Consider the following 25,024-nt stretch of genomic DNA (forward strand, 5'->3'; position numbering starts at 1 on the left):
TTTACTTTCCGGCGGCGCGTTTGGCGGCCTTGGCCGCCTGCTTCGCGTGCTGCTTGTACGCGCGGACCTCGGCGAGCGATTCCGGGCCGGTGATGTCGGCGACCGACCGGTGCGAGTTCGCCTCGCCGTACGGTCCCGCCGCCTCCCGCCAGCCCTTCGGCCGGACCCCGAACTGCTTGCCCAGCAACGCCAGGAAGATCTGGGCCTTCTGGGTACCGAACCCGGGCAGCGCGTTCAGCCGTTTCCGCAGCTCGGCACCGTCGGAGACATCGGACCACACCGCGCTCGCGTCGCCGTCGTACTCCGCCACCAGGTACTGGCACAGCTGCTGGACCCGCTTGGCCATGGCGCCGGGATAGCGGTGCAGGGCGGGCTTCGTGGTGAAGAGCTCGGCGAACGCCTCCGGGTCGTGGACGGCGATCTCATGGGCGTCCAGATCGTCGCCGCCCATCCGCTGCGCCAGCGAGTACGGGCCGGAGAAGGCCCATTCCATCGGCACCTGCTGGTCCAGCAGCATGCCCACCAGCGCGGCGAGCGGGCTGCGCGCGAGGAGCTCGTCCGCCATCGGCTCCTGGGCGATCCGCAGGGTGATGCCCTGGCCCTTGCCGCTGTCCTCGTGGCTGTCGTTGTCGCTGCCCTTGTCGTTCTTGGCCACGTCGCTCTTGGTCATGCCACCGATCATCCCGACGGCGGTGCGGCCCGGCCACTCCACTGCCCGCCGGTGCAGCCGTTTGCCGTACGGACGGAGCGGCTGCCCGAAGGGGCAGCACCGGCTGCCCCCGGCCGGCGGGGTCCGGGCTGGACGGGGCAGTGGGGCGTCGTGAAGGTGGAGTGGTGAGGCCATCACGACGCGCCTTCGACCGGGGCGCGGTCAGGGGAGATGACGATGCACGCACCGGAATGGGACCAGGAACACGACCACGAGCGGGATCACGGGCACGGGCATGAGCACGACGAGCCGGTGCACGCGTCGCGGGCGTCCGAGGGCCGGGAGCCGGCGGGCACCCCGCACCTCTACCGTGCGGCGGCGTCCGGGCGGCCCGATGTGGTCGGGGCCGGCGGCATGAGCGTGCTCCAGCGGGCGGTCGGCAACAGCGCCGTGGGGTCGATGCTCCAGCGCAAGGAGGAGGAAGAGCGCTCCCCCGTGCACGACGTGGTCTCGTCGGGCGGCGGGCAGCCGCTGGACACCGACACCCGCGCCGACCTGGAGGGGCGGATGGGGGCGGACTTCTCCGACGTACGCATCCACACGGACTCCGCCGCCCACGAGTCCGCGAAGGGCGTGGGCGCCCACGCGTACACCGTCGGCAACAACGTGGTCTTCCAGCGGGACGCCTACGACCCGTCTTCGCCGCAGGGCCGCACCACGCTGGCCCATGAGCTGACCCATGTGATCCAGCAGCGCAACGGCCCGGTGGACGGTACGGAGGCGGCGGGCGGGATCCGGGTGAGCGACCCCTCCGACCGGTTCGAGCGGGAGGCCGTCGCGAATGCCGACCGGGTGCTGTCGGACCCGGCCCCGGCGTCGGCCCCCGCTTCGGATTCGGCTCCCGTTTCGGCCCCGGCTTCGGCGGCGTCCGTGCAGCGGGCGGCGACGGAGGACGAGGACGAGCAACCGGCCGATGTGCAGGGCTCGTTCGTGCAGCGTGCGGAGGAAGGGGCCGAGGAGGAGGAAGAGGCTCCGCCGGAGTGAGGGAGGGACGGGGCGGGGCTCCGGTGGGCCGGGCTCCGGTGGGCAGCGCCCGGGTGGGCGGCGCCTACTGCTGCGGGCCGCGCTGCCCCGCCTGTCCGATCAGGTTCCGCACCGCCCCGCCCCGTCAGTCCGCGGTCTCCGTCTTCATCGTGCCGCCGAGGAACAGCGACTCCGAGCACCGCGAAGGCGTCGGCGCGTTCACCGGCTTGCCGATCTTCCGGCAGTCCACGGTCATCGTGACCTTGCCCCCGGCGGGCACCAGGATCGGCGTGACGAAGTGGTAGTCCGAGTCCCGGAAGTTCTCCAGCGCCAGCCGGAGCACGGGTGCGTCCCGGCCCGAGGAGACCACGAGCGTCCCCGCGTCGCCCTGCGGGTTCTGGACCACGATGTCGGTCAGCTGGAACGTGTGCCCGGCGGGCACCTGGAGGGCCGTCGAGGTGTTCGACCCGCCGCCCACCGAGTCCCTGACCTGCACCTGAGCACTGGTCGGGGCGGCGGCCGACGCGTCGGAGTCCGCACCGGGGCTCGGTGAGGGGCTGGGCTTCGGCGAGCCCCCGTTCGCCCCGGAGGAGTCGCCCCCGCCCGACGCCGCACCGGCCGAGGACCCCTTCTCGGGCGCCTTGCTCTTGTCGGCCGCGGCGGCGGACCGTACCGCGTCCGGAGTGATCGCCTCGCGGGCCGCCGACTTCACGGCCGGGCGCAGCAGCGCGTACCAGAGCCCCACCAGCGCGATCAGCAGAACGGCCGCGGTGATCAGCGCCCGGGGGAGCCAGCGCGGCAGGATCGGTTCCTGCTGGTACGAGCCGTCGACGACCACGGGTGCGACCGGGGCCTCGCCCTCGGCCACCTCCGGGGTGGCGACCAGCTGGAAGGGATGCGTGACCGGGATGCCGCGCCACACGCGCTTGGCGGGCCGGATCCATACCTTCCCGAACTCCGCCCGGCCGGGCGCGATCACCAGTGTGTCCGCCGCGAACGAGACCCGTGCCCGTTCCGTGCCCGACTGGGCTCCCAGCCGCACGGTGAGGGGGGCGTTCCCCCGGTTGTCGACGGCGAGCTGATGCCTGCCGCGCCAGGCGCCGTGCGAGCTGCGCGGTACCAGTTCGGCGGTCGTCCCGGTGAAGGGGAGTACGGTCACCCGCCCTTCGGGCACCACCGTGTCGCCCTGCTCGCTGGTGGGCACCACCCGTATCCCGAAGGGCGTCTCGCCCGCCGGTACGGTCGAGTCCCGGGGCGGACGCAGTACGAGGGAGACTGTCTGCGAGTCGCCCGGATAGAGGGAGAGCGTCGCCGGCTCGACCGTCGACCAGGCGGCACAGGCGCCGACCACCTCGAAGCGGTACTCCTCGACGGTGCTGCCGGAGTTGAGGATCCGCAGGGGGAGGGCCGTCTCCTCGCCCGGTGCGGCAGTGACGGACGAATCGTCGAGGCTTGCCGTGAGACTCATAGGCGGCACCGTAGGTTCGCCGTTGAACGCCGACATCGGCCGTGAAGGAACACTTCCGGGCAGATTCTGTGCCCGGATCGGCTTTTTTGTTTCCCTGTAGGGATACGCGGGCATCTTTTGACCGCCTCAGACGATTGAGGCATACGAAAACAGCCGTGCTGGTTGTGATCGACGTGACGCCATCGGCTGTTGCCCAGGGGGAGCATTGCCATGGAGCGCATCACTGTTGCATTACGGGCCCAGGATCCGATCTCGCAAGCGGGCGTGGCCAGCCAGTTACGGACCCGGCCCGAGGTCAGCGTGACGGAGTGGGGGGAGGGCGAGGCCTCTCCCCGGATCGTGGTCGTCGTCGTGGACGCGGTCGACGAGGCGGTGCTGACGATGCTGCGCCACATCCAGCGCACCAGCACCTCACGCACCGTTCTGGTCACCACGGACATCGACGAGCAGAAGCTGGTGAGCGCCGCGGAGTGCGGTGTCGCCGGTGTGGTCAGGCGCTCCGAAGCGACCCCGGAGCATCTGGTGCAGGTCATCGGGACGGTGGCGCGGGGCGAGGGCCATCTCCCGTCCGACCTGCTGGGACGGCTGCTGGAGGAGGTGGGCCGTCTCCAGGGTCAGGTGCTCGGCCCGCGCGGGCTGCACTTCACCGGTCTCGCGGCGCGCGAGGTGGATGTGCTGAGGCTGGTCGCGGAGGGGTACGACACCGCGGACATCGCGACGAAGCTGGCCTATTCCGAGCGCACCATAAAGAACGTGCTGCACTCGGTGATGACCAGGCTGCAGTTGCGGAACAGATCGCATGCGGTGGCGTACGCGATGCGGCAGGGGCTGATCTGAGCCGACCCGCAGCTCCGGCAGATCCCCCCGCTGCCCTTTCGGGCAGCGGGGGCTTCCCGAGGGTGTGACTCCCGCACCGCTGCGCGTCCGCGGCCGGTACAGGACCCTGACGTCCGGTGTGCCGGATCGGGCGAGGGTGGGGGAGGACTTCCGTGCGCTGGTACCAGCCGCTTCGGCGGGCGCCGCGGTCGCGGCGGGACGGATCGGTCCGGGCCCGGCCGTCCGCCTCGCGCCGCACCCTCACCGCGCTCCGGATCCCGGCCCTCGCACTGCTTCTCGTGGTCAGCGGCATCGCCCCCGGCTCGGCCGTCACATCCGGTGCGCCGGCGGTGGCGGTGCCCGAACCCTGGGTCACGCCCGCCGAGTTCACCGACGCGGTGGACCCGGGCGGCTCCACGGGCGTGGACAAGCAGGTGCGTACACCGGCGATCCCGCCGAGGCCGGACGTGGTCCTGCTGGTGGACGGCACGGGCAGCATGGGCGTCCCGATCGGCGATGTGAAGGATGGTCTGAAGGACATCACGGCGAAGGTCCGCGCACAGCAGCCGGATTCCCGCTTCGCGGTGGCCACCTACGGGGACGAGAAGGACGACCCGACGGCGGAGTTCGCTGTCCTCCAAGGGCTGACAACGAACCTGGACGACGTGCAGACGGGTGTCGGCAAACTGGACACCTCCCGCGGGTACAAGAGCAAAGGTCCGTCGGAGGACTGGATCTACGCGCTGTGGAAAGTGGCCAATGGCGCGGACGGCGGCACGGTCTTCCGCGAGGGCGCCAGTCCGGTCGTGGTCCTGGTGGGCGACGCGTCGAGCCACAACCCCAGCAACAAGATCCCCTACGAGGAAGCGGTGTTCGCGCTCCAGGACAAGGGGGTACGGGTCATCGCCGTCGACGTGACCACCGAGGACGGTGACGGGCTCAACGGCAACGGATACAGCAGCCCGACCTACCAGGACCCGTACCACGAGCCCGACCAGGCCAAGCGGATCGCCGAGGCCACCAACGGCCGCATGCTGAACGGAATTCCCGGCGATGGTGTCACCGAAGCCATCATCGAAGGTTTCAACAACCTTCCCACCAACGTGAGCTACCGCCTGGACAACTGCGATCCGCATCTGTCCGTCAGCCTCGACCCGCCCACCCAGCAGCTCACCAGCGGGGAGACCGCGCACTTCGCGGAGAACATCGACGTCTCCGCGGACGCCCCCCAGGGCACCCGGCTGAGCTGCACCGTCCAGTTCCTGATGGGCACCCAGGCCCCGGGCGCGGAGACGATCGGGCCGGCCGCGGCGGCCGATCCCGACTTCCAGGAGCAGATCAACATCGATGTGAACGACATCGACGCGCCGGTCGTCACCGTGGACGATCTGACCGTCCGGGCCAAGGACAAGGAGGGCGCGCGCGTGACGTACGCCGCCACCGCCCAGGACGCCACCGACGGCACGCTCCCGGTGACCTGCGCCCCTGCCTCCGGTTCGCTCTTCCCGGTCGGCCGGACCACGGTGACCTGCTCGGCGACGGACTCGGCGGGCAACACGGGGACGGACACGGCGGAGATCGAGGTCCTGGAGGCCCCCGTCCCGCCTTCGACGGATGTGGCGATGAAGGTCGACGTCGGCCCCGACCGTACGTACACCGGCCGCCCGGCCCGTGCCCGCTTCGTCGTCACCAATGCCGGTCCGGACCCGGCGACCGGCGTGGTCATCGGCTCCACCTGGCCGAAGCCGTCCAATGGGGAGGACCGCAGCCTGCCCGCCCTGACCCGGTGCACAGCGGCGAACCCGTGCACCATCCCGGCCGGTGGCCGCATCGAGGTGACCCAGACCGGTACGTACCGTGCGGCGGTCACCGGGGACGTACGGGCCACCGTGCGCGGCACGCTGCCGGACCGCCGCAAGGCCAACAACCAGGACACCGACCGGCTGCGCGTCCTGAAACCCTCGCTGACCGTCACCCCGCAGGTCGCCAAGCCGGGACAGCCGGTGCTGGCCCGCGGCAAGGACTATCCGCCGGGCGCGACCGTACGTTTCACGTGGAACATCGGGATCACCCCCGGAGGAGCGACGGCCACGGTGGGCCGCGACGGCACCTTCGAGGTCCAGGTCCTGGTCCTGCGCAAGGACAAGCTCGGCCCGCGCGAGCTGCGGGCGGACTCGCGTGACCTCGCCCGGCTGAAGAAACCGGTCCTGGTGGTGCAGCGGAATCTCCAGCCACCGGACTTCGCGGGCCGCGCATGAGTGCCGGTGACCGTACGGCCGATGACCGCAGGGCCGGTGAACGCACGACCGGTAGCCGCATGGCTGATGACCGCACGGGAGTGATCGGGTGATCCACGAGGTCGACGACGTACTGCGGGCGCTGATCAGGGCGGAGGTACTCGAAGGCGGCCAGATCGCGGTGGTCTTCGACGCCCCGACCCGGGAATGGGCGGCGAAGGTCAACGCGCCCATGGTCAACCTGTATCTCTACGACATCCGCGAGGACATGCGCAGGCGCGAGCGGGGTCTGCACAACGACTACGACGAGCGCGGCACGATCATCGCCCGCCGCCGTCCGCCCCGGTTCTTCAAGCTGTCGTACCTGATCACGGCATGGACGAAGCGCCCGGAGGACGAACACCGGCTGCTCTCCTCGCTGCTCGGCTGCCTGCTCCGTTACGAGGCGCTGCCCCCGGAGCGGCTGGCGGGCACCCTGGCCGAGATCGGGGCGCCGGTACCGATGTCGATCGCGCTGCCGCCGCCGGAGGACCGCTCGTTCGCCGACGTGTGGAGCGCGCTGGGCGGCGAGTTGAAGCCCTCGCTCGACCTGGTGGTCAGCGTGCCGGTGACGGCTTCGCCGAGCTATGTGGTGGGTCCTCCGGTGGGGGACGAGGGGCTGCAGACCCGCTTCGGGGACGTACCCGAGCCGACCGAGCCCGTATCGGAGCCGATGCCGGGCCGCGGGGGCCTCCCGGTCTACGGCGGACGCCCGGGGCGGCCGGGCGGGGGCACCACCTCGCGCATCCCCGACGCGGAACGACGACGGGGCCTGTCCCTCCGGATCGTGGAGACCCGGGGCGCCGGCGGGGACCCACGCGAGTCCGGTGCGGGGTCCCGCAAGTCCGGTACTGGTGCGGGGTCCCGCGAGTCCGGTACGAAGTCCCACAAGGCCGTTACGGAGGACAGCGCCGAATGACCACCGCGGGCGATCCGAACCTGCGTCACCTCCTCGCCCGCGCGGTAGCGGTGGAGCAGCGCATCCGACGGGCGGTCGAGGCCCGGCAGCTCACCGATCCGGACCCGGACGACGCCTTCCGCGGCCTCTACCTCACGGACGAGAACATCGCCCGCCTGCTGGACGAGGACGAGGCCCGCGCCTTCCCGTACCCCGTACCGGACCCCGTCGAGGCGCCCGCGGAACAGACCGGACTCACGTCCCTGGCCGCCGAGTTCGGCCTCACCGCCCTCGACGTCGAGATTCTCCTCATCGCGCTCGTACCGGATCTCGACGACCGCTTCGAGGCGTTCTACGGCTACCTGAACGACGACGTCACCCGCCGCCGCCCGTCCATCGGCCTGGCGCTGGGCCTGTGCGGGCTCTCCCCCGCCGACCAGGTGGCGCGCGGCCGGCTCGCGGCCCGCGCCCCGCTCCGCGAGGGCCGCCTCCTCCTGGTCGAAGACCTGGACCGCCCGTTCCTGAGCCGGGCACTGCGCGTCCCCGACAGGGTCACCGCCCACCTCCTCGGCGACGACACCCCCGACCCCCGGCTGGCCGACCTCCTCGCCCCCTGGCACGCCGTACCGGGCGTCGGAGACCCGGCGCCGCTCGCCGGGGCCCTCGCCCACGGCGCCTCGCTGGCCTACCTCCGCGAGGACCAGGGCGGTGCGGGCACCGCCCTCGCGGCCTCCGCGCTGACCCGTGCGGGCCACCGGGTCCTGGGCCTGGACCTGGCGCGCCTCGCCGAGGACCCGTCACCGGCCGAGGCGGTCCGCTCCCTGGTTCGCGAGGCCAGGCTGACCGGTGCGGGCGTGGTCTGCGCCCCGATCGACGCGGTCTGCCGCGAACACCCGGAGCTCCTCCGGCTGCTCACCGGCACCCCGGTCCCCACGATCCTGGTGGGCCGGGCCCCCTGGGACGCGGCCTGGTCCGCCGCCCCGCCCCTGCTCCTGCACGCCCCACGCGTGGAACCCTCGACCAGGGCGGCCCTCTGGACCGACGCGTACGACGCCCCCGTGCCCGGGACCGTCGACGTGGACCGGCTGCTCGCACCGTTCCTCCTCACCCCGGAACAGATCACCCGCGCGGCCCGGGGCGCCGCCCAGACCACCCATCTGGACGGCGGCACCCTCACCCCCGACCACGTCCGCCAGGGCGCCCGCGCCCAGAACGCGGCGGGCCTGGACCGCCTGGCCCGCCGCATCGAACCCACCGTCACCTGGGACGACCTGGTCCTCCCGCCCGACACCCACGCCCAGCTCCGCGAGCTCACCGCCCGCGCGAGACATCGCGACCGGGTCCTGGGGGAGTGGGGCATGCGCCCCGGCGGCGGCCGCGGGCGGGGCGTGTCCGCCCTCTTCGCCGGTGATTCCGGCACCGGCAAGACGATGTCGGCGGAGGTCATCGCCGCGGACCTGGGCCTGGACCTCTACACGGTCGACCTGGCGACGGTGATCGACAAGTACGTGGGCGAGACGGAGAAGAACCTGGAACGCATCTTCTCGGAAGCCGCAGGCGTGAACGGCGTCCTGCTCTTCGACGAGGCGGACGCGATCTTCGGCAAACGCTCCGACGTGAAGGACGCCCACGACCGCTACGCGAACGTCGAGAGCGCGTACCTCCTCCAGCGCATGGAGTCCTTCGACGGCCTGGCGATCCTCGCCACCAACCTCCGGGCCAACCTGGACGACGCGTTCACCCGCCGCCTGGACCTCGTCATCGACTTCCCGGTCCCGGACCCCGAACAGCGCCTGGTCCTCTGGGAGCGCTGCCTGGGCCCCGTGCTCCCCCGGGGCAAGGACCTGGACCTCGCCTTCTGCGCGGAGAACTTCGAGCTGGCGGGCGGCAACATCCGCTCGATCGCGGTGACGTCCGCGTACCTGGCGGCGGACACGGGCGAGGCGGTGACGATGCCGACGCTGATCCATGCGATCCAGCGCGAGTACCAGAAGCTGGGCCGGCTGACCCTGGCGTCGGAGTTCGGCCCGTACCTGGAGCTGCTGACCTGAGCGCCCTGGAATCGCGCCTGTCCGTAGAGAGCCTTGCGCGAAATCGGGGTTGCCGCCACCGTGGTCAGGGCCGGTCGGTGATCGCCCGGTTCCTCTCCGTACGGCGACGGGAGTCAGCGTGACCGCATTGCCTGTTCTGCCCCATGAACTGCACGGCGACGGCCCGCACAAGGTGATCGCGGTGCACGGCTGGCTCGCCGACCGCTCCGCGTACGCCCCCGTGCTGCCGGATCTCGACCTCGGTGCGTTCCAGTACGCGGTGGTGGACCTGCGGGGGTACGGCGAGGCCCGGGACACGGGCGGCGCGTACACCACGGCGGAGGGGGCCGAGGACGTGCTCGCGCTGGCCGACCGGCTCGGCTGGGAGCGGTTCTCGCTGATCGGTCACTCGATGGGCGGCTCCGTCATCCAGCGGACACTGGCCGCCGCGCCGGACCGGGTACGCAGGATCGTCGGGGTCTCACCCGTCCCCGCGTCCGGCCTGCCGCTCCCGCCCGAGCAGTGGGAACTGTTCGCCGCGGCGTCGCACACCCCGCAGAACCGCCGGATCATCCTCGACACCACCACCGGAGGCCGGCGCCCGGCGGGCTGGCTGGACCGCATGGTGCGCCGCTCGGTCGCGTGCAGCGACGCGAAGGCGTTCCGGGCCTGGCTGGACTCCTGGGCGGGCGAGGACTTCCACGACCAGGTCGAGGGCTCACCCGTGCCCGCCCTCGCCGTCGTGGGCGCGCTGGATCCGGCCCTCTCCGCCGAGTTGCAGCGCGCCACCTGGATGCGCTGGTTCCCCCGGGCCGAACTGGTGGAGCTGCCGTCGTGCGGCCACTACGCGATGGACGAGGCCCCGCTCGACCTGATCCGCGTGGTGGAGGACTTCCTGCGGGCGGACGCGGAGGAGGACGGCGAGGCGAAGGCATGACCGGGTCCGAGCCCGGGGCCGCGCCCGTACCGAATGTCTTCGACCCCAGGCAGTACGGGCGAGGCATCCCCCACGCCCACTACCGCCACCTGCGCGACCACCACCCCGTGGCCTGGCAGGAGGAACCGGAGGTGCTCGGCTGGCCGGCGGGCCCCGGCTTCTGGGCGGTCACCCGGCACGAGGACGTGGTCCGGGTCCTGAAGGACTCCGCGACGTACTCCTCGTACGTGGGCGCCACCCAGATCCGCGACCCGGACCCCGCAGACCTGCCGTTCATCCGCCGCATGATGCTCAACCAGGACCCGCCGCACCACCGACGCCTGCGCGTACTCGTCAGCCGCGCCTTCACCCCGAAGCGCATCGACCGCTTCGAGACCGTCGTCCGCGAACGCGCCCGCTCCCTGCTCACCCGCGCGGTCACCGAGGCGCGGTCCGGCGACGGAACCTGCGACCTCGTCACCCGGGTCACCGACGACTACGCCCTGCTCAACCTCACCGACCTGCTCGGCGTACCGGACACCGACCGCGCGCTCCTCCTCCACTGGACCCGACGCGTCATCGGTTACCAGGACCCCGACGAGGCCGGAACCCCGGAACTCGGCCCGGACGGCAAACCGCTCAACCCCCGTTCCCCGTCCGCCCTGCGCGACATGTTCGACTACGCCCACGCCCTGGCCGCCCACAAGCGCCGCCACCCCGCCGACGACGTCATGACGTCCCTGGCCACGGACCCCGAACTGACCGCTCCCGAAATGGAGATGTTCTTCTTCCTGCTGGTGATCGCCGGCAACGACACCGTACGCAGCGCGGCCCCCGGCGGCCTGCACCTCCTGGCGGAGAACCCCGAGGCGTACCGCCGCCTGCGCGAGGGCGAGGTGGGGTTCGCGACCGCCGTCGACGAACTCCTCCGCCGCCACCCCCCAGTACTCACCTTCCGCCGCACGGCCCGCGAGGACACGGTGCTGGCGGGCACCCGTATCCGTACCGGCGACAAGGTGGTCGTCTTCCACGCCTCCGCCAACCACGACGAACGCGTCTTCCCGGACCCGCACGTTCTGGACCTCACCCGCACCCCCAACCCCCACGTCTCCTTCGGCGACGGCCCACACGTCTGCCTCGGCGCCCACTTCGCGCGGCTGCAACTGAGGGCGCTGTACGAGGAGGTGTGCCGCGTTCTTCCGGCACCGCTCGAACCTGCGGGTTCACCGAGGCGCCTGGTGTCGAACTTCATCAACGGTCTGAAGTCGCTGCCCGTGCGTGTGGCCGGCGCCTGACAGCCGGTCCGCGTCCCGGGCCGGCATCGTGGAACCAGCTCCGCATCGGCCGATCGCCATCGCCACCCGGTTCGGGAAGACGGCCTTCCGACCCCAGGGACAGCGCCCCGCGGAAAGGAACCTTCCGCCAGTCGCCCTGCAGCGCTCACCGAGGTGCACCATTTCTTTCTTCATTCTCATTCCCTCACGAAATTTCTAGTCGAGCGGCCGGCAGACGAGTAGACGTGGTCACTCGTCTGAATTGGCGGCATCCGGCCCCGAGACTTTGTGCAGCAGGTGAGCGCAGCGCGTCCCCGAGACTGCGTGCGGAGGTTTGCGATCACGCTGCATTTCACTCAAGGAGTCCAGGACCAGCGGTGTGCCTGAAACCACAGAACCAGGTGCTTGCCGATGTCGGGTAACTGAATCCACGTCCGGGACAAGTCCGGGACAGCAGGCGGTCGCAGGGCCGCTGAGCTTCGGCGCCGGTGCGCCGGCGGCGTAGGCACAGATGTTCCTGCGCGCTCCTGCGGTCCGGCCCGGCGCTTGAGGGGCTCGACCGTGGGGCGGGCGCCCGGGTGCTCGCGCGGGGCAGGTTCGGACTTCGTGTCAGCCCTGCCCGGGGGCCGCAGTGGGGGAACTGTCGGCCCGGTATCCCTGCTCTGTTCCGGAGGGGCAGCATCTGACTACACTCAAATCGGGCCGCCGAGCAGTCGGCGTGCCGTGGTGGTGATGGAGCACGGGACTACCCGTACGCCGCTTTATCCCCCTTTCACTCCGAGTTCGACGGAATGCACCAGAAGGGCGGAAATGGTCTCCCGCGAACGTCTCGTAGAAGTTTTCGGAGAAGATACGGTCCTCCTTCCCGCGGAGGCGGTCCCGGAGGAACTCCGGCGGCAGCCTGCCGGTCAAACCCTTATGCACACCGGACTTCCCATGAACTTGCTGGATGCGATCTCTTCCGTGCCTGGCCTGGAAGAGGGAGTGAAAACGTACGGCGAGCATTGCGAAGAAGTCGGTATCGAATCGGATGAGCGAATTCGAGCAATGTATCGGATCGGCTTCGCGGGCACCGGAGACATCCTTGTCGAGCCTGCCACCGGAGATGTCTACTACGCAGTCCCCGAAGCCGACATCATTCGCCGGATCAACACGTCGGTCGACAAGTATGTCGAGGGTCTTCGCACGCTGGAGGCGGAACGTGAACGTTTCGATTTTCTCGACGAAGAAGATGTAGTAATCCAGCGCGAGGAACTTTCCGATGTGCTGCGGGAATCCGATGAGGCTGCCTGGGGCACCGCTTCCTCGTTCTGGCGCTGGATCATCGAGCAGATCAGTGCCGACGACTATCGCGTATTCTGATGTGCGGGTTCACCCGCCTGACATCAAATCCTCTGCCGCCTTTTGTTCCGCTTCCTTGCGCTCTTGGGCCTGTTTTCGGATTTCCTGAATCCGCTCGTCGGCCACCAGGTCGTTCACCTGTTTTGCGCGATCCTTGAGTTGCTTGCGGAGGATTTTCATCTGCTGCTCCGTTTTATCGACCCCGCCGTTCGTGTCCAGGGACTGGTAGTCCGGCCGTCGAGCCGCGAGCTCTGCGATCTCCGCTGCAGAGGAGTCGGCACTGCTATCGAAGGCGGAAATCTCTTGATCGCTGAAGTTGGTTGAGCGCATCGAATCAAGGGTTATCGCGTGTACTTGCACGCCCGCCTTTTCCAGGATTGCCACGCCCAACTTCTGCGTATCATTCGTCCCGCGCAGTTGATGCCACCGCAGTTCGTCCGGGACCGGCGGCGGTGTGGCGGCACCGGGGCTCCCTCCGGTTTGCTCGGCTATATCCTTCTGCGCTTTTTTGTATTCTTTCTGAACTTCCTCGATGCGCTTGCGCGTTTCCTCCTCGCTGGTTCCCCAGAAACGCCTGACCTTCGGCTCCGGCGGCGGCTTGGACGGATTCTTCTTCTGTGCCTCGGCGCGGGCCTTCTCAAGCTGTTCGTGAGTGACAAGTGATTTGCTGGCAAACTGTTTGATGAGGTCACCGTTCCGCTGCCTCACCTCTTCGCTGATGACTGACCCGCCCCTGTACGGAGCTGTTACGTTGGCCTTGGCGGTGACAGTGGCCCCGCGCTTCTCAAGTTTCCTGACAAACTCTGCGATAAAGTCTGCGCAGTTCACGCAGGAGCTTCTGTTGATGAACAGGTCCATATTGATGACGACGCCTTCAAGGCTGCCCTCTCCGTAGTCTCCCCAGAGCAGCCGGTCGAACGCCTGAATAACCTTCTCCTCTCCATGCGCCTCGGAATAACTTCGCATGAACTTCTTGTCCGAAGCCTCCATGTTGCTGCTCTCGAATGTCTTTGTGTTCCTGCTCTGTGCCGCACTCTTTCCGCTCCAGGAAATGATGCCTCGTGCATAGGTGGGCGGCGCCCACTCCTTCTTTTTGTCAGCGCCTCCGGCGGGATTGATTTCCATCTTTGCCGCAGCCTGGTTCAGTGTTGCCCAGCCTCTTATCTCATGGATCCATGGGAGTTCTGCGAATTTGTCTCCAGGCTGCGAAACGGTGTCCACGTCGTCGGCAGAGTATTCCGGGTTCACCTTCGCTCGAATGCGAACGGAAGTTTTACCGTGGGTTCCGGTGACAAACGAAAGGCTGGTCAGTCCCTGGCGCTTGTAGCGGCTCTCTATCTCGCGCAGTATGGACTTCGCCTGGGTCGGCGAAACTCCGCCCGCGACCCGGCGGGTGGCCTCCTCTGCCGCCTTGCGGGCCAGTTGTGCAAGCTCTTTCTGGGACTTCCCGGCCTTGGGATCGTGAGGATCCCCCTTCTTGCCCTTGAGTTTGTTCCAGAGGGCTTTGCCTTTTTTGACGATGAAGTTGACGATTTTGTCGATGGCGCGGTTGACGGGTCGGGCGACGGCGTGGAAGACGGATTTGACCTTGTTGGCGAGGGATCCGATGCCGAGGAGTGAGGCGAGGAAGCCGATCAACAGCGGCACACTGGCCGCGAGGGCGGTTTCGACCATTTTGGGGACGCCTGCCGAGCCGCCGTTGGCGATGGCGATGACGGCGTCCAGGACGGCGTTGACGAACTCCACGATCTGGGCGCCCTGGTTCACGATGAACGTGACGATGTCGATGATTCCCTTGACCGCGCGGACGAAGGCGGAGGCGGGGTTGAGGAGGGAGATGATCCAGGTGATCCCGGCGACGATGACGGTGGGGATCAGGTAGCTGGTGAGTTTTTCGAGGATGGTGGCCTTGAGGTCGCCGGCCTCGGACTCGATTTCCTTGACGGCGCCTGCGGGGCCTTCCGTCGCGAGTTTCTTTGCGACGGGGACGGAGGACTCGACGGCGGTCATGGCCTGGTCGGGGATGCCCTTGCGGGTGATGCGGGCGCGGATGTTGTCCCAGGTCAGGCCGAGGAGGGAGCCGATGAGCTGGATGATGCCCTTGAGGTCGAACTTCTGGGGGAGCTCCAGGCCCGCCTTGACCGCGGTGCCCAGCAGCCAGGAGACGACGCCGATCTTGAGGTGCTCGGCGATGTTGGTGATGAAGAGGTTGAGGCCGGCGCCGACTGCCTTGACCAGGTTGCCGAGGAACCCGATGGGGTCCTTGATGATCTTCATGATCGCGGAGGCGGCCTTGGCGAGGATGCCGAGGAGGAGGTTCTTCAGTTCGTTGATCGTCTTGATGACGCCGACGATCGCGTCCTTCGCCTTGTCGACCAGGCCCTTGTTGGCCTCCTGGAGCTTCTTGATCTCCTCGTCGACCTTGTTCAGGGCGGCGGTGTACTTCTGGGCGAGGTCCTGGACGAGCTGCTCGGACTTCTCGTTGACCGTGGCTTCCAGGTCGTCGAACTTGCCCGCGAAGTCGGTGGCGGCCTCCTGGCCGAACTCGCGCAGGTCTGCGGGGAGTTTGTCCACCTCGGCCTTCAGCTCCGTCCGGCCCTTGGCTATGCGGGCCTTTGCCTTGCCCAGTTCGGTGCCGATGATGTCGGCGACGGACGAGATGACCGTCTGCATCTGGGAGACGTAGAGCTTGCGGGCCTCCTGGAAGAGGTCGTTGGCCTCCTTCGGCATGCCCATCAGCTTGTCCTTGGCCCACTTCGCGGGGCCGAACATGCCTGAGTAGCGCTTGTCCTTGTACTTCTTCATGCGGCGCTTGTGGTCGGCGGTGAACGCGTCGCGGGCCGCCTTCTCGCCCGAGGTGAATGCCTCGTCGACCTTCTTGTCGAGGCCGGACAGGGTCTCCTCGACGTCCTTCTTCGTTCCGTCGTAGACCTTCTGGAGCTTGGCGGTCACCTCGGCGCGCTTCTTCTCGTCCTTGGACTTCGTCTCGCCCTTGCCGCCGTCGACCTGTTTGCCTGCCGAGGTCCTGGTTGCGGTCAACGCGTTCATGGCCTGCGCCCCGGAGGCCGCCGCCCCGGCCTTCGCGGTACTCAGCTGCTGGGCCTCGGCCGCCTTGCCCTTCGCGGGAGCCTTCGCGGAATCGGTCTCGGCGGTCTTCTTCGCCGAGAGGGCCTGGTCGAATTCCGGCTCGTTGCCCTTGGCGAGCTGGTCCTCGGTGACTTCGGCGTCCGCCATCGCCTGGTCGTTGGCGGCCGGGCCCTCGGAGAAGTCCGTGACCGAGGCCGGCTGCTTGTCCGGGACCGCGTCTGCGGCGGACGGGGCGCCGGGGTTGGCGGGCGGCTGGTCGGGGGTCATCGGGGTGACGGGCTTGTCCTTGGCCGCCGCCGTGTCCGGTGGGGCCTTGGTGGCCGTGTCGATGTCCTTGGCGGAGGAGTCCTTGCCGTCCTTGACCTTGCCGTCGACCTCGTCCTTGATCTGGTCGGCCTTGCCGGACTTGGAGAACTTGTCGGCCTGGTCGAGGTTCTTCGGGGCCTGGGCGTCGATGGCCTTGTTCACCGCGTCGATGAACGCCTGCTTGTTGAACTCGCCGGGCTTCGCGGCGTTCATCTTCTCGGCGTTGGCCGCCTTGCCCTGGGCCTCCTTGTCGTCGGGGGGTGCGACGGCCGCGTCCTGTGCTGACTTGGACTCGGTGGCGGCGGGGGCGTGTGCGGCCAGGCGGACCTTCTTGGCCGCCACGTCGGACTTGACCTTGCGGAAACCGGGGGCCTGGGCGGGGGACGGCTTCACCGGGGCCGTGTAGCGCTGGGCGACCAGGCGGGAGACGGCCCTGTTGCCCGCCGCGCGTTGCAGGCGTTGCACGCTGCGGGGGTCGGGGGCCGGGCGGTCGGCCGGCGGGCGGTGGGGTGGGGGCGTTTGGGAACGTGACACTTCGGGCTTGAGTGTCACGTTCTCGCGATGGGGGGTACCTCTGCCGTCGGACGCGGAGGCGGGGTCCTTCTCCGGAACCGCCTTCATCCGCCCTCCCGGCCGCGCATGTGCCCTGTCGGTGTCCCAGGGTGTGCGCAGTGCTCGCGGGGTACGCAGGGCAGGCGCACCGCGGTCCGGGGCAGCGCCCCGCGGCACGTACAGCACGACGGCGTTGCCTGATCGGGCAGGGGCCGGTGCACGGGTGGGCGGCCGTGTGTCCGTTCCCGGTGATCGCCGGTGTCGCGAGAATTGCGGGCGTTCCCGGCCAAGGAGAGACTCACATGCCGTCGTACCTGTCCCCGGGCGTCTACGTCGAAGAGATCGAGTCCGGATCCCGGCCGATCGAAGGGGTGGGCACCTCGGTCGCCGCTTTCGTCGGCTTCGCCCGCAAGGGCCCGTTCGACGAGCCGACGCTGATCACCAACTGGAGCCAGTTCGCCGGCACGTTCGGTGACTTCGTCGACGGTACGTATCTGGCGTCCGCCGTGTACGGGTTCTTCGCCAACGGTGGCGGCGTCTGTTACGTGGTGCGTATTGATGACGGCACCGAGCTCCCTGCCGAGGACGAGGGCGAGAGGGACGGGGGCGCCGGGCAGCTGCCCGCGGGGGCGGAGACGCAGCTCGGGCCGTACGCGGTGAGGCCCCGCCCCGGCGTGGCCGGAGAGATCACCGTAGAGGTGGCCGAGGTGGAGGGGGACGATCCGCCCTCCGACGTCTTCCAGCTGGTCGTGAAGCGGGACGGTCAGGTCGCGGAGACGTACGCGAGCGTCACGACCAAGCGCAGCAAGGAGAACGTCGCCACCCGGGTCAACGCCAAGTCGGAGCTCATCGAGATCCGCGAGACCGGGCGCGGTGCCGCTCCGGCCAGGCCCACGACGCAGAGCGTGACACTGGCCCCGGCCGCACCCGCATCGCCCGCCGCCGGGGCGCTGACCCCCGAGCTGTACGTCGGCGATCCCGACCGGCGGACCGGGCTCGGCGGGCTCGAAGCGGTCGAAGAGGTCACGACCATCGCCGTGCCGGACCTGATGAGCGCGTACGAACGCGGGCTGCTGGACCTGGAGTCGGTCATCGCCGTTCAGCAAGGGCTCATCAGCCACTGCGAGTTGATGGGTGACCGGGTCGCCGTCCTCGACCCGCCGCCGGGACTGAGCCCGCAGCAGATCCGCGCCTGGCGCACCGACCGCGCCAACTTCGACTCCAAGTACGCCACGCTCTACTACCCCTGGATCCGGGTCGCCGACCCCTCGTCCGGGCGCGCCCGGCTCGTACCGCCGAGCGGCCACATCGCCGGGGTCTGGGCCCGCAACGACGAGTCGCGCGGGGTGCACAAGGCTCCCGCCAACGAGGTCGTACGCGGTGCGGTCGCCCTGCAGACCCAGCTGACCAAGGGTGAACACGATCTGCTCAACCCGATCGGACTGAACTGCATCCGGTCCTTCCCCGGGCGCGGCATCCGGGTCTGGGGCGCGCGCACGCTGGCCTCCGACCCGGCCTGGCGCTATCTGAACGTCCGGCGCCTCTTCAACTACCTGGAGGAGTCGATCCTCGCCGGTACGCAGTGGGTCGTCTTCGAGCCGAACGACGACGCGCTGTGGGCCCGTATCCGGCGCACGGTGTCGGCGTTCCTGGTCAACGAATGGCGCAAGGGGGCGCTGTTCGGGCTCACCCCGGAAGAGGCGTTCTACGTCAAGTGTGACCGCGAGACCAACCCGCCGGAGAGTATCGACGCAGGTCAGGTCATCTGCGAGATCGGGGTGGCACCGGTCAGGCCGGCCGAGTTCGTGGTCTTCCGCCTCTCCCAGCTGACCGGGGGCACCGGCGGCGTCGACGAGTAGCGAGGCCTGGTCCCCCTAGGTCCACCAAGCGGTAAGAGCCGTAAAGGAGCCTGTTGTGCCACTTCCCGATCTCGACAGCACCGTCGGGGCCTCCTTCGGCCTCGAATTCGACAGCGTCGTCATCAAGCAGATCACCGAGGTCAGCGGTCTGAAGATGGAGCAGGACGTCATCGAGCTGAAGCAGAACACCGCCGACGGCCGGTACGCCATCAAGAAGCTCCCCGGCAGGCCGAAGGCCGGTGAGGTGACCGTGACCCGCGGTCTCACCGAGGACAACAGCTTCGAACGGTGGATCAAGGACTCCCGGTTCGGCCGGATGACCGCGGCCCGCCGCAACGGTGCGGTCATCGTGTACGACCACGAGGGCATCGCCATCAAGCGCTACAAGCTCATCAACGCCTGGCCGAAGTCCCTGGAGATCGGGACCCTCAAGGCCGGTGACACCTCGGTCCTGACGGAGAAGCTCGCGATCACGTACGAAAGCATGGAACTCGACTGATGCGACGTACGACAGAGACGCCCGCTCCGGCCCCGGCCTCGGACCCGGCCGGGGGGACGGAACGGCGGTCCGGTCAACGGGAGCCGCTCCGCACCGAGTTCACCTTCGAGCTGCCGCGCGGGTACGTCGACGAGACGGGCGCCGTGCACCACACGGGCGTCATGCGGCTCGCGACCGCGCGCGACGAACTCGTGCCGTTGCGGGACGACCGGGTGCGGGAGAACTCCGCCTACCTCTCGGTCGTGCTCATCGCCAGGGTCGTCACCCGGATCGGCACGATCGACGACATCCACCCCGGCATCATCGAGGACCTCTTCGCCTCCGACCTGGCCTTCCTCCAGGACTTCTACCGGCGGATCAATGCGGAGGGACACACCCGTGCCGCCGTCTCCTGCCCGGCCTGCAAGGAGGAGTTCGCGGTGAATCTCGCCGGTGGCCGCCTGGGGGAATCGTGACGTACGCGGCCGACCTGCTCTACGAGGAGGTCGCGTACCTCGCCTATCACTTCCACTGGCCGCTCGATGAGCTGCTGGACCTGGAACACCCGGAACGACTGAGGTTCGTCGCACAGGTCGCTCGCCTCAACGGGCAGTAGCGAACAGCGCAGGGAGGGCGGGAAAATCCATGGGCCTGATGTCCTGGCTGCGCGGCGGCGGGCGTACGGAGACGGGTGCGGGGGCGGGGACGGGTTCGGCGACGGGCAGTGCGGGCGCCGGTCCGGTGGCCGCGCCGCGCGAGCGGGTCGATCCGGCCGAACTGCCGCCCATTCAGCGGACCTTGGGCGCTCAGGATCTGGTGATCGATCCTGCCGGTTTCCAGGGGTCGCTCTCCACCCGGCAGGACACCTCGCTCGGTACGCCCCTCGGGCACCTGGTCAGCCCGGACGCGCCCACCGGGCTGGTGCACGGGATCACCGCCCCGGCCGCCCCGGTCACCGCGGAGCGCCCGTCGCCGGTGCAGCGGTCCGTGGAGCGACCGGGGGAGCCGCCGGTCCGGACCGGGTTCGTACCCCTGTCCGTGTCCGTGCCCGTTCCCATGGCTGTGCAGCGTGCTGTCGCGGGGGGTGCGCCCGCGATGACGTCGGCCGGGGAGTCGGCCGTGGCGGAGTTGCCGGTGCGGAGGTTGGTGGGCGAGCAGCCGCTCGTACCGGCCGTGGCTCCTGAGCCGGCGCCGGAGTCCGATGTCCCGTCGCCGTCCGCGGCCCCGCCCGTTCAGCGTTCGGCGCTGCCTGCGGCCCCGGACCGGCCCCGGCGGGCGCCCGGTCTCGGTGCGCCGATGTCCGCGCTGCCGCCCACGGCGCAGCGGCAGGCTGCCCACGACGGTCCGGAGACGGCGGGGACGGGCGGGCGAGCCGGTGAGGTGACCGGGGGCGCCGAGGCCGCTGAGAACGCTGAGGCCGCTGGGACCGCTGTGTTCTCCGGGGCGTCCGGGGTGCCGGAGCCGGCCGCCGACGCCGGGGGGCCCACCGCGCCGCTGCTCGGCGACTCGCCTCTGCTGCCTGCCGCGTCGGAGTCCGTACCGGCGGTCCCCGAACCGGCGGTGCAGCGGACGTCCGCCGTGCCCGCGTGGGCACCCCTCTCGCCGCCCCCGCCCACCGGCCCGGTCGCGCCCCTGCTCGCCGACCGGCCCGTGACGCTCCAGGCCGGGCCGGGCAGCGGTGCAGGTGGCGGCACCGTACAGCGTTCGGCCGTGGACGGGGCGGCAGGGGGGCCTCCGGCCGGTTCGGGGCCGATGTCCGGGGCGCCGGGCTCGTCGGCGTTCCCTTCGGCGTCGTCCGCGCCGGACTCCGTTCCGGTGCGCTGGACGTCCGACCGGGAGGGCGTGCCCTCGGTGACGCCGGCCGAGTCCTTTCCGGCGGCGTTGCAACGTACCGCCGTGCCTCCGCCCGCCCCGTCGCCTCCCGCCCTGCAGCGTCAGGCAGCCGGGGGGCCGCCGGTGCCGCGTTCATTGCCGGGTTCCGGTAGCCGGGCCGCGCCGTCCACCGCCTCCGTGTCGGAGCCGACCTCCTTCACCACGGCCGGTACGGCCGCCGTGGCCGCCGGGGTCGCCCAGCGGATGGCGGACGGCAGCGTCGTCTTCGGGTCGCCGCCGCCGTCGTACTCGGCGCCCGTCGTGCAGCGCGAGACGGAGAGCGAGGAGCCACCGCCTCCGGATCCGCCCCAGGAGGCCGTGGCCGAAGCCGAGTCCCAGCCGGAACCGGAACCCGGCCCCACGGCCGACGCCCACGGTGCGCCGGGCGCTTCCGCAGTCACCTCCGCCCCCGGTTCCGCCGCCGGTGGAGCGCCCGTCGTCACCGACGAGCTGGTGCGCGCCCTGTACGCGCCGCTCAGCAGGCTCTTCAAGGCCGATCTGCGGCTGGAACGCGAACGAGCGGGATTCCTCATCAACACCAGGCACTGAGATCCACACCAGGCACTGGGATCAACACCAGGCACTGAGATCGAGAGGTACGGACCATGGCCACCGCCCAGGAGAACGACCCCGCCGTCAGTGTCTGCTTCGTCGTCACGATCGACGACATCGAGCTCGGATCGTTCAACACATGCGACGGACTGGGCTGTGAAGTGGTGCTCGAAACACGGGAGGAGGGCGGCAACAACGGGCATCTGTGGCAGCTGCCGACCCGCCTGAAGTACTCGAACGTCAAGCTGTCCAGGCCGCTCACCAAGGAGACCGAGAAGGTCGCGCGCTGGTTCGCCACCATGACCACCGGGTTCAGCCGCAAGACGGCGCACATCGAGGCGCGGACCGGGGACGGGCAGAAGGTGGCCCAGTGGGGACTGCTGGAGGTCGTGCCGGTCCGCTGGACCGGGCCCTCCTTCTCCCCCGAATCGCCCAAGGTCGCGATGGAGACGATCGAGATCGCCCATCACGGCTATGTGATGGAGGGCTGAGCGTCGTGAGCGGTGCGGGTCCCATCGCCTTCAGCGCCGCCGGTACGTCGGGGGCATCGGCCGCGAAGGCGGGCAGGGGAGGTTCGGCCCGGCCCAAGCTGGAGCACGCCTATCTGGAACTGCGGACCCCGCCGACCGGCGGCGGCCTCACCCCCGGCGGCCCGTGCGGGCGGATCGACTTCCAGTTCAACCCCAAGGAGCTCAGCCTCACCAAGGCCGCTTCCTGGAAGCGGAGTCCGGCCAAGGGCGCGAAGAGCTCCGGCCCGCCGGAGTACCAGGGCTCGCAGCCCAGCAAGCTCACAGTGGAGATGTTCTTCGACGCCAGCGACACCCAGGACACCCGGGTGGTGACCTCCGTGGAGCAGCTCTTCGCCTGCTGCGTGCCGACCAACGAGACCCGGCAGCAGCAGCGGTCCTCGCCGCCGTGGGTGGTCTTCCACTGGGGCGGGCTTACCGGGTTCCCCGGCTACGTCAGCCAAGTACAGGCGAAGTACACCCTGTTCACCACGTCGGGCGTGCCGATCCGGGCCGTCTGCCAGGTGACCATGGAGGAGATCAGCGGCGACACCCCGGGCCAGAACCCGACCTCGGGCGCGCTCGCGGCCCGGCGGGTGCACCGGCTGGGCGCCGGGGACTCGCTGCCCTCGCTCGCCCAGCGCGAGTACGGCGACCCGGCGGCCTGGCGGGTGATCGCGGAGGCGAACGGGATCGACGACCCGCTCCGGCTGACCCCCGGACGGCAGCTGCTGCTCCCCGCGCTCGACGAGCTGAACCGGCTCGAAGAGGCCAGGGACGGAGGGCGGTCCTGATGGCGCAGCCGGGCGTCGCGACGGCGCTGGTGGTGGAGTTCGGCGGCAGCCCGCTGCCGCCGAAGTTCGTGAACACGCTGGTCGAGGGGTACGTCGACGACAGCCGGACGCTGCCCGACCTGTTCCTCCTGCGGTTCCGCGACCCGGACCGGGTGCTGTTGGAGCAGACCGGGCTGAAGATCGGCAGCGAGGCCCGGCTGCTGGCCCGCGCGGGCGGCGACTCGGCACCGAAACCGCTGCTCAAGGGGGTCGTCACCGCCCTGGAGGTGGAACTCGACGAGACCGGCACGTTCACCGTCGTACGCGGGCTCGACGAGTCGCACCGGCTGTTCCGCGGACGCCGGGTGGCCAGCTACCAGAACATGACGCTCGCCGACATCTGCGCCCAGGTCGCCCAGCGCGCCGGACTCAAGCCGGGCACGGTCGACGTGGCCGGTCCGGTGCTCGAACACATCGCCCAGCCCAACGTCACGGACTGGGAGTTCATCCGGGACCTGGCCGAGGAGGCGGGCGCCCAGGCGTATGTGCTCGACGGCCGGCTGCACATCACCCGGCCCGCGGAGGCGAGCGGCGCACCGGACGGTTCGGCGCGCGCCGACCGCGATCCGCTGGTCCTGGAGATGGGCAGCAACCTGCTGCGCTGCCGGGCCGGGGTGTCGTCCGCCGAGCAGGTCTCCGAGGTCGAGGTGCGCGGCTGGGACGTCAAGGCCAAGCAGCCGCTCGTCGGGCGGGCGCCCGCCGGGAAGTCGGCGACGCTGGAGCTGGGGGTGAGCGCGGCCGAGGTGACCGCCCCGTTCGGCGAGGCGCGCTTCGTGGTCACGGACGCGGCGTACGGGGCCCAGGCGCAGGTGGACCAGGCGGCGAAGGCCCTGGCGGAGCGGATCGCCGGGTCGTTCGCGGAGCTGGAGGCGGTGATCCGGGGGAACCCGGAGGTGCGGGCCGGCAGCGCGGTGGCGCTCAACGCGGTGGGGGCGCCGTTCGAGGGGCGGTACACGGTCACGTCGTCCCGGCACGTCTTCGACCCGGTGCGCGGGTACGAGACCTGGCTCACCGTCTCCGGTCAGCAGGAGCGTTCGCTGTTCGGGCTGACCGGCGGCGGGCCGGGCTCCGGCGGGGCCGGTGGCGGGGGCGGGTCGCGGTGCGCGGGGCTGGTCAGCGGGACGGTCACGGACACTCAGGACCCGGAGGGCTCGGGCCGGGTCAAGGTGCGGTTCCCCTGGCTGTCGGACGAGTACGCGAGCGACTGGGCGCGCACGGCGCAGTCCGGCGGGACGAGCGGCGGCGAGGCGTTCATCCCCGAGGTGGGGGACGAGGTGCTGGTGGGGTTCGAGCACGGGCACCTGGACCGTCCGTACGTCCTCGCCGGTCTGTACAACGGGAAGGACCGGCCGTCCCAGGGAAGCGGCAGCGGGGGCGGAAGCGGTGGCGGGGGACCGGCCGGCGGTGGGCCGGGCGGCGTGGCCGGGGCCGTGGCCGGAGCCGTGACCGGCGAGTCGTCCGCCTCGGGACCCGCTTCGGAACCGGCCCCGGGAGCCCCGCTCGTCGACCCGACCAGCGGGGCCGTCAACCGTCGCTCGGTCGCCTCCAAGAGCGGCAACCAGCTGGAGATCCTGGACGACGCCAACGGCCCGCAGGGCGTACGCCTGCTCACCGGCGACGGAAAGCTGAAGATCGATCTGGACCGCAAGGGCACCGTGATCGTGATCAACAGCGACGGCAGCGTGAACATCGAGGCCAAGCAGCAGGTGTCCATCAAGGCGGCCCGCGGGGTCGCGCTGGACGGCGGGCAGGGAACCCTCGAACTGAGCGGCGACAGCGTCACGTTGAAGTCCCGCAGCGGAGTGAGCGTCGACGGCGGGAACGGCGAGGTCAAGCTCGCCACCGGCGGCACGGTGACGGTCCGGGGCGCCCAGGTCGCGGTCGACGGAACGCAGCGCACCGACATCAAGGGCGGCTCGTCCCTGTCCGTCAACGCACCCATGGTGAAGATCAATTGACCGCGCGGACGCGCCGATCGAGAGGAACGCACTGCCATGTCAGCAGCCGCGGCGGCAGCCGCACGGGTCGGTGACCCCACCGGACACCCCGGCACGGTCGGGCCTCCCGGCGTCCCGTCCGTGCTGATCGGCGGGCTCCCCGCCGCCACGGTCGGCACCCCGCACCTGTGCGCGTCGCCGCCGCCCGCGGTGCACGCCCCGTCCGTGATCGCCCCGCCAGGCAGCACCACGGTGCTGATCGGCGGGCGGCCCGCCGCCCGGGTCGGGGACCGGGCCGCCTGCGGCGCACCGATCGTGTCCGGGTGCCCGACGGTGCTGATCGGAGGCTGA

Annotated in this window: 20 protein-coding genes; 17 read left to right on the forward strand and 3 right to left on the reverse strand. The window is 70.2% G+C overall.

Going from position 1 to position 25,024, the window contains the following annotated elements:
* Position 1: 1 nt before the first annotated feature.
* Positions 2–670 carry an HhH-GPD-type base excision DNA repair protein gene (locus ACFYY7_RS18145; RefSeq protein WP_388662528.1) on the reverse strand — a complete coding sequence of 223 codons (669 nt, stop codon included), beginning with the start codon at positions 668–670 and terminating at the stop codon, positions 2–4.
* A gap of 210 nt (positions 671–880) precedes the next feature.
* Here ACFYY7_RS18145 and ACFYY7_RS18150 point away from each other — a divergent pair, with 210 nt between their 5' ends.
* Complete coding sequence (locus tag ACFYY7_RS18150) at positions 881–1,693, forward strand: DUF4157 domain-containing protein (protein ID WP_388662530.1); 813 nt, start codon at positions 881–883, stop codon at positions 1,691–1,693.
* Between the two features lie 124 nt (positions 1,694–1,817).
* Here the strand turns inward: ACFYY7_RS18150 and ACFYY7_RS18155 are convergent, their stop codons facing one another.
* Positions 1,818–3,140 (reverse strand): hypothetical protein, encoded by a 1,323-nt coding sequence (locus ACFYY7_RS18155; protein WP_388662532.1) that lies wholly within the window; start codon positions 3,138–3,140, stop codon positions 1,818–1,820.
* A gap of 210 nt (positions 3,141–3,350) precedes the next feature.
* Between ACFYY7_RS18155 and ACFYY7_RS18160 the strand changes: the two genes are divergently transcribed.
* The 7 genes from ACFYY7_RS18160 to ACFYY7_RS18190 all read left to right on the forward strand — a co-directional run bounded on the left by ACFYY7_RS18160 (position 3,351) and on the right by ACFYY7_RS18190 (position 12,712).
* Positions 3,351–3,977 (forward strand): response regulator transcription factor, encoded by a 627-nt coding sequence (locus ACFYY7_RS18160; RefSeq protein WP_266731142.1) that lies wholly within the window; start codon positions 3,351–3,353, stop codon positions 3,975–3,977.
* Between the two features lie 152 nt (positions 3,978–4,129).
* Entirely contained in the window at positions 4,130–6,214 is a 2,085-nt protein-coding gene (locus tag ACFYY7_RS18165) for a VWA domain-containing protein (protein WP_388662534.1), read from the forward strand.
* Between the two features lie 88 nt (positions 6,215–6,302).
* A complete protein-coding gene (locus tag ACFYY7_RS18170; protein WP_388662536.1) occupies positions 6,303–7,151 on the forward strand; it encodes a DUF4255 domain-containing protein in 849 nt (282 codons plus the stop codon).
* Positions 7,148–9,181 carry an ATP-binding protein gene (locus ACFYY7_RS18175; RefSeq protein ID WP_388662537.1) on the forward strand — a complete coding sequence of 678 codons (2,034 nt, stop codon included), beginning with the start codon at positions 7,148–7,150 and terminating at the stop codon, positions 9,179–9,181. Before ACFYY7_RS18170 ends, ACFYY7_RS18175 begins: the two co-directional genes overlap by 4 nt.
* Positions 9,182–9,299: 118 nt before the next feature.
* Positions 9,300–10,097, forward strand: a complete 798-nt coding sequence (locus ACFYY7_RS18180) for an alpha/beta fold hydrolase (protein WP_388662539.1) — start codon at positions 9,300–9,302, stop codon at positions 10,095–10,097.
* Positions 10,094–11,371 carry a cytochrome P450 gene (locus ACFYY7_RS18185; RefSeq protein ID WP_388662541.1) on the forward strand — a complete coding sequence of 426 codons (1,278 nt, stop codon included), beginning with the start codon at positions 10,094–10,096 and terminating at the stop codon, positions 11,369–11,371. The genes ACFYY7_RS18180 and ACFYY7_RS18185 overlap by 4 nt, the downstream gene beginning before the upstream one ends.
* 789 nt (positions 11,372–12,160) lie before the next feature.
* Entirely contained in the window at positions 12,161–12,712 is a 552-nt protein-coding gene (locus ACFYY7_RS18190) for an SUKH-4 family immunity protein (protein ID WP_388662543.1), read from the forward strand.
* 9 nt (positions 12,713–12,721) lie between these two features.
* Here ACFYY7_RS18190 and ACFYY7_RS18195 read toward each other — a convergent pair whose 3' ends face one another.
* Positions 12,722–16,549: a hypothetical protein gene (locus ACFYY7_RS18195; protein ID WP_388662545.1), complete on the reverse strand. Its 3,828-nt coding sequence runs from the start codon at positions 16,547–16,549 to the stop codon at positions 12,722–12,724.
* Positions 16,550–16,938: 389 nt separating this feature from the next.
* Here ACFYY7_RS18195 and ACFYY7_RS18200 point away from each other — a divergent pair, with 389 nt between their 5' ends.
* Genes ACFYY7_RS18200 through ACFYY7_RS18240 form a run of 9 tightly spaced genes read left to right on the forward strand, consistent with a single transcriptional unit; the run spans position 16,939 to position 25,024 of the window.
* The gene (locus ACFYY7_RS18200) at positions 16,939–18,495 is read left to right on the forward strand and encodes a phage tail sheath family protein (protein ID WP_388662547.1); all 1,557 of its coding nucleotides are present in this window, start codon (positions 16,939–16,941) and stop codon (positions 18,493–18,495) included.
* Positions 18,496–18,550: 55 nt separating this feature from the next.
* Complete coding sequence (locus ACFYY7_RS18205) at positions 18,551–18,994, forward strand: phage tail protein (protein WP_072488539.1); 444 nt, start codon at positions 18,551–18,553, stop codon at positions 18,992–18,994.
* Positions 18,994–19,449, forward strand: coding sequence for a hypothetical protein (locus ACFYY7_RS18210; RefSeq protein ID WP_351264738.1), 456 nt, complete (start codon positions 18,994–18,996; stop codon positions 19,447–19,449). Before ACFYY7_RS18205 ends, ACFYY7_RS18210 begins: the two co-directional genes overlap by 1 nt.
* Positions 19,446–19,589 (forward strand): DUF6760 family protein, encoded by a 144-nt coding sequence (locus tag ACFYY7_RS18215; RefSeq protein ID WP_093549683.1) that lies wholly within the window; start codon positions 19,446–19,448, stop codon positions 19,587–19,589. Before ACFYY7_RS18210 ends, ACFYY7_RS18215 begins: the two co-directional genes overlap by 4 nt.
* 29 nt (positions 19,590–19,618) lie before the next feature.
* Positions 19,619–21,394 carry a hypothetical protein gene (locus tag ACFYY7_RS18220; RefSeq protein ID WP_388662549.1) on the forward strand — a complete coding sequence of 592 codons (1,776 nt, stop codon included), beginning with the start codon at positions 19,619–19,621 and terminating at the stop codon, positions 21,392–21,394.
* A gap of 56 nt (positions 21,395–21,450) precedes the next feature.
* Positions 21,451–21,888 (forward strand): phage tail protein, encoded by a 438-nt coding sequence (locus tag ACFYY7_RS18225; protein ID WP_266731122.1) that lies wholly within the window; start codon positions 21,451–21,453, stop codon positions 21,886–21,888.
* A 5-nt stretch (positions 21,889–21,893) separates the two neighbouring features.
* Positions 21,894–22,697 carry a peptidase M23 gene (locus ACFYY7_RS18230; protein ID WP_388662551.1) on the forward strand — a complete coding sequence of 268 codons (804 nt, stop codon included), beginning with the start codon at positions 21,894–21,896 and terminating at the stop codon, positions 22,695–22,697.
* The gene (locus ACFYY7_RS18235; RefSeq protein ID WP_388662552.1) at positions 22,697–24,694 is read left to right on the forward strand and encodes a VgrG-related protein; all 1,998 of its coding nucleotides are present in this window, start codon (positions 22,697–22,699) and stop codon (positions 24,692–24,694) included. The genes ACFYY7_RS18230 and ACFYY7_RS18235 overlap by 1 nt, the downstream gene beginning before the upstream one ends.
* Before the next feature lie 36 nt (positions 24,695–24,730).
* Positions 24,731–25,024, forward strand: coding sequence for a PAAR domain-containing protein (locus ACFYY7_RS18240; RefSeq protein ID WP_351264752.1), 294 nt, complete (start codon positions 24,731–24,733; stop codon positions 25,022–25,024).

The organism is Streptomyces sp. NPDC001933 (genome assembly GCF_042890955.1).
Taxonomy (GTDB): domain Bacteria; phylum Actinomycetota; class Actinomycetes; order Streptomycetales; family Streptomycetaceae; genus Streptomyces.

Coding starts and splice junctions, on each gene's coding strand:
- ACFYY7_RS18145 (WP_388662528.1), bottom strand. CDS start 670: ATGACCAAGAGCGACGTGGCCAAGAACGACAAGGGCAGCGACAACGAC.
- ACFYY7_RS18150 (WP_388662530.1), top strand. CDS start 881: ATGACGATGCACGCACCGGAATGGGACCAGGAACACGACCACGAGCGG.
- ACFYY7_RS18155 (WP_388662532.1), bottom strand. CDS start 3,140: ATGAGTCTCACGGCAAGCCTCGACGATTCGTCCGTCACTGCCGCACCG.
- ACFYY7_RS18160 (WP_266731142.1), top strand. CDS start 3,351: ATGGAGCGCATCACTGTTGCATTACGGGCCCAGGATCCGATCTCGCAA.
- ACFYY7_RS18175 (WP_388662537.1), top strand. CDS start 7,148: ATGACCACCGCGGGCGATCCGAACCTGCGTCACCTCCTCGCCCGCGCG.
- ACFYY7_RS18185 (WP_388662541.1), top strand. CDS start 10,094: ATGACCGGGTCCGAGCCCGGGGCCGCGCCCGTACCGAATGTCTTCGAC.
- ACFYY7_RS18190 (WP_388662543.1), top strand. CDS start 12,161: ATGGTCTCCCGCGAACGTCTCGTAGAAGTTTTCGGAGAAGATACGGTC.
- ACFYY7_RS18200 (WP_388662547.1), top strand. CDS start 16,939: ATGCCGTCGTACCTGTCCCCGGGCGTCTACGTCGAAGAGATCGAGTCC.
- ACFYY7_RS18210 (WP_351264738.1), top strand. CDS start 18,994: ATGCGACGTACGACAGAGACGCCCGCTCCGGCCCCGGCCTCGGACCCG.
- ACFYY7_RS18220 (WP_388662549.1), top strand. CDS start 19,619: ATGGGCCTGATGTCCTGGCTGCGCGGCGGCGGGCGTACGGAGACGGGT.
- ACFYY7_RS18225 (WP_266731122.1), top strand. CDS start 21,451: ATGGCCACCGCCCAGGAGAACGACCCCGCCGTCAGTGTCTGCTTCGTC.
- ACFYY7_RS18235 (WP_388662552.1), top strand. CDS start 22,697: ATGGCGCAGCCGGGCGTCGCGACGGCGCTGGTGGTGGAGTTCGGCGGC.
- ACFYY7_RS18240 (WP_351264752.1), top strand. CDS start 24,731: ATGTCAGCAGCCGCGGCGGCAGCCGCACGGGTCGGTGACCCCACCGGA.